Annotated in this window: 12 protein-coding genes; 9 read left to right on the top strand and 3 right to left on the bottom strand. The window is 54.1% G+C overall.

What is annotated here, in order from left to right:
* Positions 1-80: 80 nt before the first annotated feature.
* From AC5DDB_RS03070 to AC5DDB_RS03060, 3 genes are all read left to right on the top strand, one after another.
* Positions 81-737 carry a Uma2 family endonuclease gene (locus AC5DDB_RS03070; protein ID WP_491738205.1) on the top strand — a complete coding sequence of 219 codons (657 nt, stop codon included), beginning with the start codon at positions 81-83 and terminating at the stop codon, positions 735-737.
* 61 nt (positions 738-798) lie between these two features.
* On the top strand, positions 799-1,731 hold the full coding sequence (locus AC5DDB_RS03065) for a cation diffusion facilitator family transporter (protein WP_491738204.1): 933 nt from the start codon (positions 799-801) through the stop codon (positions 1,729-1,731).
* A 254-nt stretch (positions 1,732-1,985) separates the two neighbouring features.
* Entirely contained in the window at positions 1,986-3,209 is a 1,224-nt protein-coding gene (locus AC5DDB_RS03060; RefSeq protein ID WP_491738203.1) for a TlpA family protein disulfide reductase, read from the top strand.
* A gap of 63 nt (positions 3,210-3,272) precedes the next feature.
* On the opposite strand, the gene AC5DDB_RS03055 is transcribed toward AC5DDB_RS03060, so the two are convergent.
* The gene (locus tag AC5DDB_RS03055) at positions 3,273-4,769 is read right to left on the bottom strand and encodes a leucyl aminopeptidase (RefSeq protein ID WP_491738202.1); all 1,497 of its coding nucleotides are present in this window, start codon (positions 4,767-4,769) and stop codon (positions 3,273-3,275) included.
* A gap of 485 nt (positions 4,770-5,254) precedes the next feature.
* Between AC5DDB_RS03055 and AC5DDB_RS03050 the strand changes: the two genes are divergently transcribed.
* From AC5DDB_RS03050 to AC5DDB_RS03035, 4 genes are all read left to right on the top strand, one after another.
* Entirely contained in the window at positions 5,255-7,930 is a 2,676-nt protein-coding gene (locus AC5DDB_RS03050) for a PVC-type heme-binding CxxCH protein (RefSeq protein WP_491738201.1), read from the top strand.
* A 188-nt stretch (positions 7,931-8,118) separates the two neighbouring features.
* A complete protein-coding gene (locus AC5DDB_RS03045) occupies positions 8,119-9,912 on the top strand; it encodes a hypothetical protein (protein ID WP_491738200.1) in 1,794 nt (597 codons plus the stop codon).
* An 80-nt stretch (positions 9,913-9,992) separates the two neighbouring features.
* Positions 9,993-10,733 (top strand): alpha/beta hydrolase, encoded by a 741-nt coding sequence (locus AC5DDB_RS03040; protein ID WP_491738199.1) that lies wholly within the window; start codon positions 9,993-9,995, stop codon positions 10,731-10,733.
* Between the two features lie 102 nt (positions 10,734-10,835).
* Complete coding sequence (locus AC5DDB_RS03035) at positions 10,836-12,416, top strand: DUF58 domain-containing protein (protein ID WP_491738198.1); 1,581 nt, start codon at positions 10,836-10,838, stop codon at positions 12,414-12,416.
* A 14-nt stretch (positions 12,417-12,430) separates the two neighbouring features.
* Here the strand turns inward: AC5DDB_RS03035 and AC5DDB_RS03030 are convergent, their stop codons facing one another.
* Positions 12,431-14,617 (bottom strand): diguanylate cyclase, encoded by a 2,187-nt coding sequence (locus tag AC5DDB_RS03030; RefSeq protein ID WP_491738197.1) that lies wholly within the window; start codon positions 14,615-14,617, stop codon positions 12,431-12,433.
* Positions 14,618-14,865: 248 nt separating this feature from the next.
* On the opposite strand from AC5DDB_RS03030, the gene AC5DDB_RS03025 reads away from it, so the two are divergent.
* Both AC5DDB_RS03025 and bioB read left to right on the top strand, forming a co-directional pair.
* Entirely contained in the window at positions 14,866-15,570 is a 705-nt protein-coding gene (locus AC5DDB_RS03025; RefSeq protein ID WP_491738516.1) for a uracil-DNA glycosylase, read from the top strand.
* Positions 15,571-15,650: 80 nt separating this feature from the next.
* Positions 15,651-16,673 (top strand): biotin synthase BioB, encoded by a 1,023-nt coding sequence (gene bioB, locus AC5DDB_RS03020; protein ID WP_491738196.1) that lies wholly within the window; start codon positions 15,651-15,653, stop codon positions 16,671-16,673.
* On the opposite strand, the gene AC5DDB_RS03015 is transcribed toward bioB, so the two are convergent.
* Positions 16,639-18,105, bottom strand: coding sequence for a hypothetical protein (locus AC5DDB_RS03015; protein ID WP_491738195.1), 1,467 nt, complete (start codon positions 18,103-18,105; stop codon positions 16,639-16,641). The two genes, bioB and AC5DDB_RS03015, sit on opposite strands and share 35 nt — an antisense overlap.
* Between the last annotated feature and the right edge of the window lie 114 nt (positions 18,106-18,219).

The following is an 18,219-nucleotide window of genomic DNA, read 5'->3' as shown; positions in this document are numbered from 1 at the left end:
ATCCAAAAACTTGACAGACCGACAGAGACCGAGTGCAATGAACTGGTCCCTGTCGGTTTTTTGTTGATTGGAATAACAGCATGAGTTCGTTAGTTGAACAACCGGAAGTCCTTGAGCAATACACAGAATTGCGGATTCAGGATCGGTTAGTTCTGACTTCTGTGATTCGAGAACGGCAGAAAAACGGCTCCGACCGTTTCGACGAAGTCTGGAATGGAGTGTACGTCGTGTCGCCATTGGCCAATAACGAACACCAAAGTCTGGTCACTCAATTAGCTGCCGTTCTATCAGCTTCAGTCCAATGGGCTTCGCATGGGACCGTGTTCGCGGGCGTTAATGTTTCAGATCAGGAAGAAGATTGGCGACAAAACTACCGAGTGCCGGACGTGGCGGTTTTTTTAAACGACACTAGGGCAACGAACCAGGGAACACACTGGTTCGGTGGGCCGGATTTTGCGGTGGAGATTGTGAGTCCCAACGACCGCACACGCGAAAAGTTGGACTTCTATGCATCCGTCGGAACTCGCGAACTTCTGATTATTGATCGTGACCCGTGGGTGTTAGAGCTTTACCGGTTACAAAACGATCAATTGGCGCTCGTTGACCGTTCGACGACTGACAATGGCACACCACTCGTCAGTGACACCGTGCCGTTGACGTTTCGACTTATTGCTGGCGAAACTCGACCGAACATTGATGTCGTGCACAAGGATGGGGAACCGCGTTGGCTGATTTGAATTTGGCATTTCATTTCGCGAACGATCGACACGGACGAATAGAAAGCCAACACCAAATCTCATGCATAATCACGCGGGGCATACCCATGATACCAGCCAACTCGGTGACGGTCGTTTGGTTTGGGCAATTGTACTGAACTTATTGCTCAGCGTGGTTGAGGTTGTCGTCGGCGTGATCTCGGGCAGTCTGTCATTGATTGCCGATGCCGCTCATAACTTCAACGATTGTATGTCGCTGGTAGTCACGCTCGTCGCACGCAAGATTTCGCGAAAAGAAGCGGACGAACATCGTACCTTTGGTTATCGACGCGCCGAAGTGATCGGGGCGTTCCTTAATCTCATTCTATTGGCCATCATCGGGTTATACCTGATCTATGAAGCGGTTCACCGATACTTCAATCCGCAGGAAGTTCACGGTTGGCCGATGATCATCGCGGCTTCAGTCGCACTCGCGGTTGATGTCGCGACGGTCCTGTTCTTGTTTGCGATGCGAAAAGGCAACATTAACTTGCGAGCGGGATTTTTGCACAAAGTGGCTGACGCTTTGGCATCGGTTGCTGTGATTGTTGGCGGGATATTCATTCTACTCAAAGGTTGGCAGATCGTTGACTTACTAGTGACTATCGTGCTAGCGATCTACATTCTTTATCACTCACTAGTTCTATTGAAACCAACCGTGGCAATTTTGATGGAAAGTGTGCCCGCCGATGTGAATCTCGAAGAGTTAGCCGCCGAGATTCCCTCGATCGACGGCGTGCAAGAGATTCACCACATTCACATCTGGGAACTAGACGAACATCATCGTGCCTTAGAAGCACACATTGTGATTGATGCGGATGATGTCCAAGAAATGGAAACCATCAAACGCGAAATTAAGAAACGCCTGCAACACCAATACGCCATTCAACATTCAACATTAGAGTTCGAATTCGCCGGCGTTTCGTGTCACATAGCCGATCACATGAATTGTCACGGTGATGACAAACAAGTATAGCGACGGAAGTATCGTCTCAAAGAAACTTGGGACGCGTCCTGAATTTCTTTCGCACCATGAGGAACCAAAAGCTGGGTCACGCGGCTTTAACCCAGACGACCTACTGAAATATTATGCGGGAAGGTTTAGACAAAAACGTGCCCAGACAGGGTTGTTATTCATAGTGGCGAACTTACAGGATACCTACGCTCGGTGCGACAGCGACGGTCGATGGTTTCTCAAAGAACTCGAATAGACAGATTCCCGGAGTGCTGATGTCTTTTAAATCGCAATTCTGGATGTGCACGCTAGCGATCATCGCGGGATGTGTTGGTTTAGCACGGGAATCTATAGCGCAGGGAACTGCTGACGATACACTCACTGAGAAGCCGTCGGCATTAATAGTCCAGCTTGTGGATGAGTCTGGGGAGCCGGTTGCCAATGCTCGTGTTGGATTCACGGCATGTTATGGCGATCAAAGTTTTGAAAATTCCGCATGGCACTATTTGCCTGACCCAGGCACGCTGGACGCGGCACCGGACGAACTTCTTAGCGACAAAGACGGCTATGTTTCTATTGCAACTGGTCTAGAAATCGTTCGGAAATATCGGGTAGCCATTGTTGCTCGGCATGAGAGTCGGGAGCTTGTTCATGTTTCGTGTCCCGATAGCGATTGTCCTGCAAGATTAACTCTCACGTTGCGACCGGAATGTCGGGTTGTCGGGGCATTTACTAGTTCGACTCGTACCCCAAATGGCGAAAAGTACGCATTCAATGTGTACCTCGGTAAAACACTATGTATTGAACACTATTCCCAGTTGCCATCCTTTGATATCGCTTTGCCGCCTGGTCAATATGTCATTCAAAGTGATGGAAATGCCAATGGGACTGTCTCTAGAAAACTTGAATTGACAGTTCCAGAACACACACGTCGGTTAGAGCTTTATCCAATTGAATTGTTTCTGTCGAATCGAGTTCAACTTATAGGGCAGAAGGCGCCTGAGTTAACGGAGGTGATTGCCTGGAGATCAAACGAACCAGATTCGTTGGCCGATCTGAAAGGCAATGTCGTTCTGCTGGATTTTTGGGGTTATTGGTGTGCCGGATGTGTCAAAAAGATTCCGCGACTGGTTGAACTGCATGAACAATATGCAGATCAAGGCTTTACCGTCGTTGGTGTTCATATCGATTCTCAGAGTCAAATCGATTCACTCGAGAAATACATCGCGTACGAAAAGTCGCTCACCGTAGGACTTCTCAAAGGGACGCCAATTCCGTATCCCGTCGTGCTAGTTGGTCACAACCCAAAACGACATCCCAAAACGAACGCAATCGCTCGATGCCAAGTTGTGCTCGACTATGGCATCGAGAGTTATCCAACCATGATTCTCATCGATCGGCTAGGAAACGTTGTCGGTCAGTTCGAAGATAACCAACAAGGACTGAAACTGTTAGAATCGTTGCTTGCTAAACCGAATACGCAGTCAAATGATCTCTAATATGAATACGTACGCGGTTTAGAGCACAGTTCTATTCCAGACGTTCTTAGAACGATTTGTCGTTTACTTGAACCCTTTGGCTAGTTCGACGAGAGTTCGCACCATCACTCCAGTCGCACCGCTGTCGCGGTTGGTTTTGCTACTGGTGGCGAAAGAGGGGCCGGCGATGTCGAGGTGAACCCAGGGTTTTTCGTTGACGAATTTCTCGAGGAACTTGGCAGCGGTGATCGCCCCGCCCCAGCGGCCGCCGATGTTCTTGCAGTCGGCGACATCGCTTTTGAGAAGATCGGCGAAGTCGTCGTCCATCGGCAACTCCCAAACGCGTTCGTTGCATTCTTCGGCCGCACCGATGACGGTGTCACCCCAGGCCCGGTCATTCGTGAAAAGTCCGCTGACCTCTTCACCCAGCGCGACCACACACGCTCCGGTGAGCGTCGCCAAATCGACAATCTTGTCGGCCCCTTGATCGGCCGCGTAGGCGAGCACGTCGGCCAAGACCAGGCGGCCTTCGGCATCGGTGTTGAGGACTTCAATCGTCACGCCGTTACGAGCCGTCAGGACATCGCCGAGTTTGTACGACGAACCGCTGATCATGTTCTCCACAAGACCCAAATAACCGACGACGTTCACCGGAAGTTTGAGCCGGGCGATAGCGGCGAGCGCTCCGAACACGGTGGCGGCACCAGCCATGTCCGCCTTCATCGTGTTCATGCCTTCGCTGGTTTTGATCGATAATCCACCGCTATCGAAACAAACGCCTTTGCCACACAAAGCGAGCGTCGGTGCTTCGCTGTCGCCGCCACGGTGTTCGAGTACCACCACACGTGGCGGTCGACTACTACCCCGTGCGACAGCCAATAACGACCCCATTCGCTCCGCCTCGAGTTGGGTTTGGTCGAGAATGCGACAACGCAGGCCCACTTCGTCAGCCATTTCCTTGGCTTTTGCAGCGACAGTTTCCGGGTAAATCTCGTCGGCACAACGGTTTACCAAGTCGCGAGTTTGATTGATGGCTTCGCCGAGGATGTGTCCGGTTTTGGCCGTTTTGCGGTTTTCGTCGGTCGAGTTGGTGAGCAGCACGAGCGATTTGATGGGATGTCGGCACGGCTCCTTTTGGTACACACCTGGGCCGACACCGGCAATAACGGCCGACATGACAGCCGTTTGAATCGCGGTGTCGGAGACGGCTGCGGAAAGTTCCGGCCAGGCGATTGCGACCGTTTGGTCTTTCTTCTTGGTGGTCTGACCGAAGGCGGTTCGTGCGGCCTGCTCGAACTTTGCTGGCGTCAAACTTTCGACAGCACCCAGCCCCACTAACAGCACGCGATCTGCCGCGATTCCCGAGGCCACGGGAATTTTGCAGGTCTCCGCGACATCGCTGGGGAATTCGTCTCGTTCCCGGAGTCGACTGAGTTGCCCGCCCAGCTGGGAATCCAAATTCGTGAGTGCGGCTGGCCAGTGTTCGGCTTGCGGGACGAATACAAGGAGCCAATCTGCCGTCGCTTCGCCCCAGGGGCGGTCTTCAAGTTGTAATTCCATCGCGAAAGTCGACTCAATCATCCAAAGTTTTTCGGAAACGTAACGCGTGCCAAGCCGACTTGGCTTCAGAAAGAAACCGAGGAAGTGGTAGGCCGTCGAGAAAAAGTGCGTCGAGTGCGGAGGTAATTGAAACGATTTTTCGGCCGTTCGTCAACGTGTTGGTGTGCTACGTAGAGCTGGCTGGGCGTTGAAACTGCGAAAACAGGGAGTTTTTGGAGGGCAAGGCATGATCCCCGGAACGGACGCAGGTTCCGCGGTCGGCATGCCCGTCACTTCGCTTTGGAACGAGCCATTCCCGGCTCAATTGGGCAAGAATGGACCAACTTTGCGGTGTTGTACCAGGGAAAGTTCGCAGCAAATCTTGCCCGAGACGGTTTTCATTTCCTAGTCGAACGGTTTAGCATAGAAGATCGAACGCCTGAAAAGATGACCCACCACTATCGCCCCGGGCGTCCGTCCTGGCGGTCGATTGAGAGTTTTCTTCATTGCTAAACGAGAGAGTCAATATGCTTCGCCACATCACTGGGGTGCTTGCGGTGATGGTTTTCACCACCGCGGGGCCGATTGTTTCCGCCGCCGATTCGACACCGTCGCTAAAGTTGGACGAAGGTGATCGGATAGTCATCATCGGCAACACGCTCGCCGAGCGGATGCAGTATTTCAATCGCTTCGAAACCCGACTTCACGCCCGGTTCCCGGAGAAGAAGTTGGTCGTGCGGAACTTGGGATTCTCTGCTGATACCGTGAACTTGCGATTGCGTTCACAGGATTTCCATGAGCACGGTCATACACTGTACGATCATGAACCCGATGTGATTTTGGCGTTCTTCGGCTTTAACGAGTCGTTCGCGGGGCCGGACGGGGTTGATCAATTCAAGACCGATTTGAAGAACCTGGTCGAGCAGGTTCGGCAGTATCAGTATCCGTACACGAATTTTCGTCGCGGTTCGGATAAGCCTAACGTGATTGATGGTAAGGGTAAAGCGCCTGCCGAGGCACCTCAGATTGTGTTGGTTTCGCCAATTGCCCAGCAGGATCTGCACTCGCGGACTCTATCAGACGGCAAAGCGAACAACGAGAACTTGGCCCTCTACACGGATGCTATGCGGGAAGTTGCTCAGGACTTGCATGTGAAGTTCGTCGATGTGTTCGCCCCGACGAAAACGCTATTCGCGAGCACGAAAGACGCACTGACGATCAACGGCGTGCATCTCAACGATGAAGGGTATGCCGAGTTGGCACCGATTTTGGACAAGGAATTGTTCGGTGATTGGCCGAAAGACGCTCTCGCGAAAGACAAGTGGGATGCGTTGCACGCCGCCGTCGCCGAGAAGAGCTTGCAGTTCTTCTACGACTATCGAGCCATCAACGGATTCTACATCTACGGTGGACGCAAAAAACCGTTTGGCGTGGTGAACTTTCCGGATGAATTCGCCAAGTTGCGGAAGATGATTCGTAATCGTGATGAACGCATCTGGGCGATTGCACAGGGCAAGGACGTTCCTGCGGAAATCGACGACTCCAACACTGGTGATCTGAAAACGATTGCTACGAACTTCCCGAACGAAGTTCGCGTGACTCCACCGGACGAGGCGATCGAAGCTTTCAAGCTTCCGAAAGGCTATGAAATCAATCTGTTCGCCTCCGAGGAGGATTTCCCGGAACTCGAAAACCCTGTGCAGATGGCTTTCGATTCGAAAGGTCGATTGTGGGTCACGACGATGGGGTCTTACCCGATGTATCTCCCCGGAACGCCGGTCGACGACAAAATTCTGATTCTTGAAGATACGGATGGCGACGGACGGGCCGACAAGCAAACGGTGTTCGCTGACGGACTTCACGTGCCCACTGGAATTGAACTTGGACACGGCGGTGCATATGTCGCTCAACAACCGAACATCGTGTTCCTAAAGGACACGGACGGCGATGATCATGCGGATGTCCGCGAATATCGGCTCCATGGCTTCGATTCCGGGGATAGTCACCATGCCATCAGTGCGTTCACTTGGGGACCGGGCGGTGCTTTGTATTTCCAAGAAGGCACATTTCATCACAGTCAAGTTGAAACGCCATATGGTCCCGTGCGTCTCGCGAACGCGGGGGTGTTCCGATACGAACCGTTGACCGAAAAACTCGATGCGTTCATCGCGTATAACTTTGCCAATCCTTGGGGACACACATTCGATCGTTGGGGCCAAAACTTTGTGGCCGACGCCTCCGGTGGTGCGAATTACTTCGGCACCGCGTTTTCCGGGCAAGTGGATTTTCCGCGTCAACATCGCGGGATGAATCAGTTCCTCGTGAAGCAATGGCGGCCCACGTCCGGTTGCGAGTTGGTTTCGAGCAGCAATTTCCCGAAGGAAGCCCAAGGGAATTATTTACTCAACAACGTCATCGGTTTTCATGGCGTGCTGCAGTACAAAATGTTCGAGGATGAATCTGGTTTCAAAGCCGAACCGGTCGAGCCGTTGTTGCGGTCGGCTGATCCCAATTTCCGGCCGGTCGATTTGGAGTTCGGACCCGATGGTGCGTTGTATTTGATCGACTGGTTCAATCCGTTGATCGGTCACATGCAGCACTCGTTGCGTGACCCCAAACGTGACAAGAATCACGGCCGCGTTTGGCGAATTCGTTACACCGAGAATCCGCTTGTTAAAACGCCGAACCTGGCGGACGCTTCGATTCCTGAACTCTTCGAATTACTGGCCTCATATGAAGACCGCACACGCTATCGAGTACGACGTGAGTTGTGGTCGCGTGATGTCGAACAAGTCATGGAAGCCGGTCGGAAGTGGTTCGCAGGTTTGGACCAATCGGCTGATAACTACGAGCATTTGCGACTGGAATGGTTGTGGCTGCATCAAGCGGTCGACATGGTCAATGTGGACTTGCTGAACTCCGTCCTGACTGCCGAAGAACCGAAAGCTCGGGCCGCCGCCACGCGGGTGCTGGGTTACTGGCGGGATCGTGTACCGGAACCACTGGAGTTGCTGCGAGCGCAGATCAACGACGAACACCCCCGCGTGCGATTGGAAGCGGTTCGTGCACTGAGTTTCTTCACCGGCGAGCAGGCAGAAACGGCCCTGGAAGTGGCCGTCGAATCGTTGATTTACCCGCAAGACTATTACTTGGAGTACACCCTCAAAGAGACGATGGACACTCTCGAAGCCCGCACCGAGTAAGACCGGAATGCGATTATTCATGTCCGCGGTGGGCGGGAAAACGTCTTCGTTGACTGTTCCACCGCCGGGCAGAATGCGATTCGATTGTTCCTGGCCCGTGTGTTTCTTGTTGTACGACTCAATTGTTTTCTCGCCACCCCGGTTCCCTGCTGGGGTCTTTGTTCTCACGTAGGTAAAGGACTTTTCTCATGTCCCTAACGCGACAATCAGACGGTCAATTTCGCCAACTGTTTCTGTTAGTGATGGTTCTCCTAACATCGCTCAATCTCGCTTCGGCCGAGGAACCGCCGAGCGCGGTGGCACCTTTGATGAAGCTGCTCAAGAGCGGTCGGTTACCGGACTCACGGGTTGGCAGCGTCGTGGAACTTGTCGGCCGTCGTGGCAACGAGTACGACTTGAAATATCTTTTCGATCAATCGGTTCAGGCGGACGGATACACCGGTGAAACTCGCGTTGCGGCGTTAAAGACACTGCTGGACGCGGCTCAAACTCGCAAAGTGAAACCTGCGGGGGACTTGTCGGCTCTCAAGACGTTGCTGACGGGCGATCAAGACGATACAACTCGCGGACTTGCGGTGCAGTTGGCCGGGCAATGGAAAGTCGTAGCAGTCGCACCGATATTGAAAACCTTGGCTCTGAATGCCAAGGGGAACGCGGGACTGCAATCGGCTGCGATCAATGGCCTAACGCAACTCGGCGATGAGACCGCCCAAGCAGCGATCATGGAATTGACGAGCAAGGAGTATCCGCTAAGCCTGCGATATCAAGGTGTGGCTGCGTTGACGAAGATCGACGCCAAAACCGCCGCGACTCGGGCCGCCGAGGTTCTTGCGGATGCAGATACCAAGACCGATCCGGCACCACTCGTCGATGCGTTTCTCGTGCGACAAGACGGTACCGATTTGCTGGCGGCCGCACTGGAACAGAAAACACCGCCCGCCGATGTTGCCAAGATGGCATTGCGACACTTGTTCGGTTCAGGACGCAACGACAAAGCTCTATCCGACGTGCTGAGCACCGCGGCGGGGATCAGTCAGGAGACACCGCAACTTTCGAAAGCCGAGATTGCCCAACTTGCTGCCGATGTGGTCGCAAAAGGTGATCCCGCACGCGGCGAAGCGATCTTTCGCAGTGCCGATCTGAGTTGCATGAAGTGTCACGCGGTCAGCAAAGCCGGTGGAGATGTCGGTCCCGATCTCAGTGCTGTCGGTCAAAGTTCGCCCGTGGATTATCTCATCAATTCAATTTTGTATCCCAGCCAAGCGATCAAAGAAGCGTATTTGACACGCGTTGTGCTCACGGCGTCGGGCGAAGTTCATCAGGGAGTTGTTGTCGATCAGGCGGCCGATCGATTGGTGCTCAAAGATGCCAATGGGAAAGAAATCACGATTCCAACGGCAGACATCGACTTCGAAAAAGAAGGCAAGTCGTTGATGCCGCAAGGATTGACCAAGTTTCTCACGCAGGATGAACTGATCGACCTCGTGCGGTTTCTTTCCGAACTTGGCAAACCGGGACGGTACGCAGTGCGGTCGACTCCACGGATGCAACGGTGGCGGGTGTTGGCGGAAGTTCCTGCCCTGCTCGCTCAGAAAGTACCAGACGAAGAAGCCTTCGAAGATGCCCTGGTGCATGCAGAGAATGTCCCCTGGCAACCGGTGTATGCCCGCGTCGATGGCACCTTGCCGTTGGATCAAATTGCCGAAGACATGGAGCAAACCGTGTTGTATCTCAAAGGAGACGTCGATGTCACCGCAAGTGGTCGCATCGGGTTTCAGTTGGATTCGGCCGAAGGCGTGAATGCTTGGGTGGACGGACAGGCGATGGGGACGGAACCGGAGTTCGTCACCGAACTGGATCGCGGCACACACGCGGTGGTCTTCCGAGTCGATACCGCAATTCGTTCGAGTAACGACTTGAAACTGGAACTATTCCAACCGAAGGGATCGTCAGCACAGTTCGCGGTCGTCGACGGCAAGTGATTTCAGTGATCAAGTTGAGCTAGTGACCAAGCAGAGCTGAGATACTCCTTCGTTTTGTCTACAACAAAAAGCAGTATGGAATGAAGCGTCAGACGGAAACTTTGGGTGGCCTGCAGTGCATTGTCATCGACGAATTACCGGACGGAGTGCCACCGAAGCATGTCGTTGTGATGTGTCACGGTTTTGGCGCCCCGGGTAGCGACTTGGTGCCGATCGGTGCGGAAAGTCTGCGAGCGTTTCCGGCACTTGCGGAAGGCGTGCAGTTTGTGTTTCCGGCGGCGCTTTTGTCTCTGGCTGACCAAGGAATGCCGGGTGGTCGGGCGTGGTGGCCATTGAATTTGGAAGAGCGTCTGCAGGCCATCGCATCCGGTGATTTACGAATCTTGCGTAAAGAATACCCGCCGGGACTCGATGAGGCCGCCCAAGCGCTGTCGGCGTGTATTCGTGAGATACAATCCACTCGGGATGTGTCGAGTGAGGCCATCACGCTTTCGGGTTTCTCGCAAGGTGGAATGCTTGTGACGCATGTGGCTCTTGAGAGTGCGGAACCGTTTGCAGGGCTAGCGGTGTTCTCGGGCACATTGATCTGTGAGGACCGTTGGAAGGAGCGACTTGCCGACCACACGCCGCTGCCCGTCTTGCTCAGCCACGGAACGCAAGACCCGATTCTGCCGTTTGCGGCAGCCGAATGGTTGCGGGATTTGTTGCAATCGGCTGGTTGGCCGGTGGAGTTCATCGAATTCAACGGCCCCCATACGATTTCACAGTCGGCACTCATCGCTTTTGCGAAACGGCTGGAAGACGCTTTGACTCGGGGGTAGGATTGAGAAATTCCGGGTCAGTCAGGGGGCTTCGGAGCTGTAGAGTTTCTTGTCCCTAACTTGAAATCCTGAACCCAAATTCCTCTCCCTTCGGAGTCACCTATGTCGGACGACGCGGAACAGCCTCAGTTTTCCTGGAAAGGCTTGTTTGCCTTTCTAGCGGGTGGCATTTCGCTGTTTTATTACTTTGAGTTTCTGCGTCCGTTGCCTTGGGTTAGTCCGTTTGGACGAGTGTTGTATGTGGTGACGTCGTGTCTGGCGATTGGTTGGGGAGCGACGATCCAAACACGGGCATTATTCGGGAAAACCGATGATTCCCCCCGGCCAACCGATACGACGAAAATGCGGATCTCTTGGACCGGAGTGATTCTGCTCCTGTTCGGCATCGAGTTCCTACTGATGGCCCGAAAGGTGCCGATCACATTGGCTCGCGGATGTTTAGCCGTGATGGCGGTGTCGTCGTTGTTCTTTGGCGTTCGGGAACTCAGCAAACATTTGCTGGCGGGTACGGAACTGACATCCATTCGACATCGCTTCGCCCTGCCCCGACAAGGCGCGGTGTACGTGGTGATTATGATCGTGCTGTTCGTGGGTTCTCTGCAAACGCGATCGAACATGCTGCTGCTCGTCTTCGCAATGATGGCGGCCCCGTTTGTTCTCAACGGTGGCATCATTGTTTCGATGCTGAAGAATCTTTCTGTGACACGCTCGATTCCTGAATCGGTCGTGGCCGGGGAGCGGTTCACGGTTGAGTTGCATTTGTCGAACCGGAAGTCGATCCTGTCATCACAACTGCTGACGGTAACGGATCGCGTGGCGAACGAGCGGGAAGTTCTGGAACCGTCGTCGCTAGTGGCACGGATTCCTGCAAATGAATCTCGTGTGGCTCGGTATCAACTCGAACTGCGTGACCGGGGGCGGTATCAGTTGGGGCCAGTCTCGATTGAAACACGTTACCCGCTGGGCATCGTGGAACGTGGCATCACGCTCGAGTTGCCCGGCGAAGTCATCGTGTTCCCGCGGATCGGTCGGTTGACGCCTGCTTGGTTTCGTCAGCACGGTCATGCGGACGAAATCGTGCAACGCTCCGACACACGACGTGGCGTGTACGATGACGAGTTCCACCGTATCCGCGAGTACCGCTCGGGTGATAATCCGCGGGCGATTCACTGGCGTTCGTCAGCCCGTCAAGGGGAACTGATGATTCGCGAGTTCCATCAGAGTCGCAATCAAGACCTGGTGATTTTGCTCGATCTTTGGCGACCGAGTTCGAAAGACGTTGTGGCGACTGACCGAGTGGAGTTAGCCATTTCGTTCGCAGCGACGATTTCGCGAACGCAGATGCTTCGATCACGCGATTCCCGTGTGGCATTGGGGGCCGTCGGCGCGAAATTCGAAGCGTGGTCGGGAGCGACCGGGCCAGCGGGTTTAGAATCGCTCATGAAATTATTGGCCAACGTGGAAGCAGGACCGCAACCCGACTTAACCGAACTGCTGACTTGGGGACGAACCCAACGAGGGCCGACAACTCGTACGCTACTTCTCACGTCACGTCCCCGAAAAAACGGGACGATCCCAGCGTTGGAAGATGCTCAGGTCAATCGCGATGGGGGATCGGAACTTCGGATCATTTCCTCCGAACCAGAAGAACTCTTACGCTGGTTCTGGCTGGAATCGCGTTGAGCACCGGCGATTGTTCAATCGACCACGAGGTAACTTCGGATGGCTCGCAACGCCCGCTGGGCACGAGTTTGGAAGACCTCTGACGACCTCACTCGTCCGATCGGGCGAATCGCGATTTGAACCTGAATTCGTTTACGAATTTCCCGAGTGCGTTCGTCCGGTTTGATCAGTCTTACAACGATTCGCACCGGTTGTTTTTCCGGCGTTTTGCCCCAACCGCCGAAAAAGGATTTCGTACCCATGCGGAAGATCGCTTCGTCGTGACTCGTTTTGAGCACAACCGCATGATCATCGTTGACGAGTCCACCCAACTTGCACACGATCAGATCCGCCGAACCCGCCACTGTGAATGCCGATTCCAGCAAGAACGGGTCTGTGCCGGGTTCTTCCGTTTTGGGAATGTGATCGGCACCAATGAATTGTTCGTTCGTGAGTGTCGTTGTCCGGTTTCGTCCACCCTCTTTGGAGAGGTACAGTGCTTTGTCTGCCCGACGAAGCAAACTGTCTACGGAATCGCCCCGTTCGATTTCGGCGGCACCGAAAGACGAGGTGACTTTCAGTTTGTTGTGTCCTTTGAACTTCAAACGACTAATTGCCAATCGCAACCGTTCGGCACGTTGCCGGGCTTGTTCAAGGTTCGTGTCTGGGCAGATGACGACAAACTCTTCACCGCCATACCGACCGACCAATTCACCCGAATACGTTTCGTTCTGCAGCATTTTCGCGGTTTGGATCAGCACTGCATCGCCGGCCGCGTGACCGTAGTTATCATTGACCGACTTGAAGTGATCGATATCTAAAAACAGCACGCTGAATGGTGCGACATTCTCGTCCGCAACGCGAGCTTGAGCCCATTGATTGACCAAGAGCGTGAGTTGCGTTTCCAGTTCCCCGCGATTGGCAACAGACGTCAGCGCGTCGCGTGTCGCTGCCATCTTGAGTTCGTGGAATTCCTGGGGTCGTCGCGAGGTTCGCCCGACATCACGATAAATCTGGGCGACTCCCTGGAAACTTCCGCTTTCATCGATCAGCGGCACGGTTTGAATCTCTGTATCGACCCATTCGCCGTGCTTATGCCGAATCTTGTAGAGGTCCGTCTGCGGAATCCCAGATTCCATCACCTGCGATACGGGACAATCTTTTTCCGGGATGACTCGGCCTTCACGATCGGCATACTCGACCAACCGTCCCGACCAGGTTCTTCCCAAAAACGACTGTGCAGAATGACCGCTCAGCCGTTCGATTCCACGATTCCAAATCGCATAGCGGAGATTCGCATCGATCAACGCGAAACCGTCGTACAGGCTCTCCATCACGTAGAGGTACGAAAAAATCTTGAAGAGTGAATTCGTCTGAAACACCTTCATCGAGTCGCTGAGCGAACTTGTGCCGGTGTCACCGGTTGACGGAATGCAATCGAACGGCAGACCCTCCTCTTTCAACCACCGAGAGAGTGCACAGACGACATTGCCGTCGAATTGCGTACCGGCGGAATCCATCAGGTGCTGCATGATTTCGTCATGCGTTTTCGCGGGACGGTATGCCTGTGGAGTTTGCAGCGAGTCGTACGCATCGGCAACAGCGAGGATGCGAGCACCCTGGCTCACTTCTCCATCGACGACATCCGATCCGTTATTGTTGCTTTTGAAGTACAAGTGAGACTGGACAACGATGTCGAGGACTTTTTGATCGACTCGGCAGGCCTGCAGGACATCGACGCCGACATCGTAGTGCAACGCCATCAATTCCGTTTCGTCGGGGCTCAGACGACTGGGTTTGAACAAGATGTGATCGGGCACACCGATCTTGCCGACGTCGTGCAAAAGGGCGGCCACTTCGAGCCGTTTGAGCTGTGTGCCGTCCCAACCCAACCGCTCTGCCAAACCCACTGCTAGCAAGGCGACTCGACGACTGTGATTGACAGTCCCCTCATCTCGTGCATGCAGGGCCGCCAACAAGGAACGTAATGCTCCCCGCTGAATGACGTCGTGAAGCGTGTCGGACTCGTCGGGGTTTTCGAAGTTTTCTGTGGCTTCGGACAGTGCCAAAAGGGACAGCAGCGTACGCGACGATTCCGCCACATTGCGGCCGGAAAACTTGCGTTCGGCGATTGTCGCGACGAGTTCGGCAGCATGAGTCGAATGAGGACGGGGCTCCGGTTTTGTCGACACAACATTCTGGGACAAAAGATCGTTCGGCATCGCTGAAGTTCGCTTTCCTAATCGCCTGTCGTCAAGGAGATTCCTGAACCTTTGTGGAGAGGCAACAGAGGGGCCAGCCGGATAATTCTTTCAAGCCGGCAGTTGAAAACGTGTCTCGTTCGTTGCATCCTGCGGGTACGGAATCTCACTTTCTGAATCGACACTACCGCAAACGTAGTTCACCGTACGCCGAAGTCAAATACTTCATCAATTCGCCTTTTCCGTATTCCGAACGGGTATTCGAAGCTATGCCTTCCGATCTTGCTGACAGTTGGCTGGTCGCGCAAATTCCAGCCAACTGGCGTGACGAACTTTCAGGACATCTCCAGACGGATTCGTTCCGCGATTTGATAGAGTTCGTCGAACAGGAGTACGAACAGGAAACGATTTACCCGCCTCGGGACAATGTCCTCTCTGCACTCGCGTTGACGCCGCTCGAAAACACACAGGTGGTGATTGTTGGACAGGACCCCTACCACGGCCCCGATCAAGCGCATGGATTGGCATTTTCGGTCCAACCGGAAGTACCGTTGCCGCCGTCGCTGAAAAACATCGTCAAGGAAATGCACAGTGACATTGGCTGTGCCCCGCCGCCGCATGGCTGTCTGACATATTGGGCCATGCAGGGGGTGTTGTTGCTGAACACTGTGTTGACTGTTCGTGCGGGGCATGCGAATTCGCATCGTCGGAAAGGTTGGGAAGAACTGACCGACGCCATGTTGGCCGCCGTCAGTCGTTCTCGGAGTCATGTGGTGTTTGTGTTATGGGGAAATGCAGCGAAGAAAAAATCGGCGTTGATCGACTCCCGTCATACCATCATTTCTTCCGCACATCCGTCTCCGTTGTCCGCTCGCAATGGATTTTTTGGTAGTCGCCCGTTCTCACAGATCAACGCCGCCTTGGAAGACCACGGTCAAAAGCCAATCGACTGGGACTGGTCGAAATCGCATTGATGGTCGTCCTTGCCTCAGCTTGGTGGAACACGTTATCCTCTGCATCTGCTGAGATTTCGTAGAGATTCGAGGAACGTTTTATGTCGTCCGCTGCATCCATGACTACCACCAATTGGGAAGCCCTTGCCGACCGTGTTCTTGACGGTGGTCGCTTGACACGTGCTGAAGCCTTGGAAATCGTGCGAGCGGATGACACCCAATTGCTCCCGTTGCTTGCCGCCGCGTTTCGGGTTCGCGAGCAGTATTTCGGTAAACAAGTCCAACTGTACTACCTGAAAAACGCACAAAGTGGCCTATGCCCTGAGGATTGCGGCTACTGTTCGCAGGCCAAGGGATCCAAAGCGCCGATCGAGAAGTACCGCTGGCTCAGTCACGAAAAACTGCTCGATGGGGCCCGTCAAGCGGCAGAGTCGCAGGCGAAGACATACTGTATCGTCTCCAGTGGACGTGGCCCGAGCGATCGCGAAGTCGCTCATGTGGTCGAAGCCGTGAAGCAAATCAAAGACGAAACCGGATTGCATATTTGCTGCTGTCTCGGTTTGCTCACACCTGATCAGGCTCGCGAACTCAAAGACGCCGGTGTCGACCGGATTAATCACAACCTTAATACCAGCGAACGGTTCTACCCGGAAATTTGCAGCACACACACCTACGCAGACCGTACCGAAACCCTCCGAGCGGCACGCGAAGCCGGGCTGGAACTGTGCAGCGGCTTGATTGTTGGTATGGGGGAAACCGACGAAGACGTGGTCGATGTGGCGTTGCAACTCAGTGAAATGCAGGTCGAGTCGATTCCGGTCAACTTTCTGAACGCGATCGATGGCACACCACTGGAAGCAACGGCGGAACTTGATCCTCGATACTGTTTGAAGACGTTGTGTCTCGTGCGGTTGACGAATCCGCGGACCGAGATCCGGGTGGCCGGCGGTCGGGAAGTCAACTTGCGATCGATGCAAGCGATGGCTTTGTACCCTGCGAACTCGATGTTCGTTAGCGATTACCTGACCACGCCAGGACAACCGGCGAACGAAGATTTCCAGATGATCGAAGACCTCGGGTTCGAGATCGTCATCCGCGGGGCGGAGTCGAAGTTCGAAGTGTAACTTGCGAGTTGGTGTCGTCTTGAGACCACGCTTCGAGCTTTTCGTGAATCCGTCGCGTGTTGATCTCATCGGGAGCCGTTTCGACTAACGCTCCCCGCAGCACCTCGCACGCTTGTTCGGTCTCGCCGACCGCTTGCAGGGTGTTCGCCCATTGAATCCGTACAACCGTCAAAGACGGTGTCTTGGCGATCGCATCCGACCACAACGCATATCCATTCCGCCAAACGGGAAGCCGCTGTTGCGTGGCGAGCATGCAGGCTGCAATAACACAACCCACCGCGACCGCACCGGTAACACGTGTAGCAACTCGCATCGAGTCTTCCGAACTGATCTTGGAAATTAGTTTCCCCCACCCGACCCGCACACCGGCGAAAGCCACCGTTAACATTGGAATACACGGCAGATACAAATACCGATCGTTCATCAGCGTCGTCAGTGGAAATAAATTCATCACCGGAACGAGCAGCAAAATCCAGCTGAGAAATGCGAACAATATTGACGGATGTCGCTCGCGATTTCGCCAGGTCCACGTCGCTACGACGATCCAACCAGCGGTCGCCAGAATGGCGGGAACGAAAATGTTCTGCGTGGACGGGGCATAGAGCACACACAAATCAGTTGGCCATGCCAACATGCCGACGTATTTCCAAAGAATCGTGGTGTCGACAGCCAATAGCTCAAAACGACTCAATGAAAAGTGGGCTCGCGTGCCGCCGACGATCGTCGTTTGTGCCCCCATCGTGACGCCCAAAAGCCACAGCGACAGACACCCGGGAATGATTTGCCGTGGAAACGCGTCTGCGAATTTTTGTCGGCGGACGAATAGGTCGTAACTCAATACAATCGCCGGTACGACCACTGCTAATGCTTTTGCAAACAACGCCAACGCGAGGAAGACGATGCCCCAGGCTTCGTGCTTGCCCGTTCGGTCCGGTCGCAGCCAACAAAGCAGCGAAGCCAATATGAACGCCCCGCTGAGCAAACCTTTTCGCGACGATATCCACGCGACGGTTTCGATCTGTAACGGATGCACCGCGAATACCGCCGCTACCGCCCAAGCTAAACGCCACCGCCCTGTCAGTTGTCGCACTAAATAAAAAACCAGCACCGCATTGATCGTGTGCAGTAAGACATTCGTCAGATGAAAACCGGTCGGGTTGAGTCCCCAGAAACTGCGATCGATCAAAAACGAGAAAATCGTCAGCGGGGCATAATTTCGTGCGACTGATTCGGTCGCGATTCCATGCAGATTCTGCAAACTCCAGCCGTCGATCAATTCGTTGTTGATGACGTACCACGGGTCATCCCAGTTGACGAAGTCGTACCGCACGGTCGGTAGAAACACGACGAGCGCCAACAAGCCAACACTCATCGCGACCCACCGCACAGAGTACGTCTCAGAAGATTTTGGGTTTGGAACTGGCTCGGTCATGGGGAACTCGTGGGAGCAATTGAGATGGGAATCCCATCAAAAATGTGGCATCGGGGGAACTGTGGCAAAGATAGCACGTGTTTGGCTTTGATCTGGCGGAATCCGTAGGCGACC

It is taken from the genome of Thalassoroseus sp. (genome assembly GCF_984380535.1).
The sequence above is the reverse complement of the archived record's forward strand: the minus strand, read 5'-3'. Positions and strand labels throughout refer to the sequence as shown.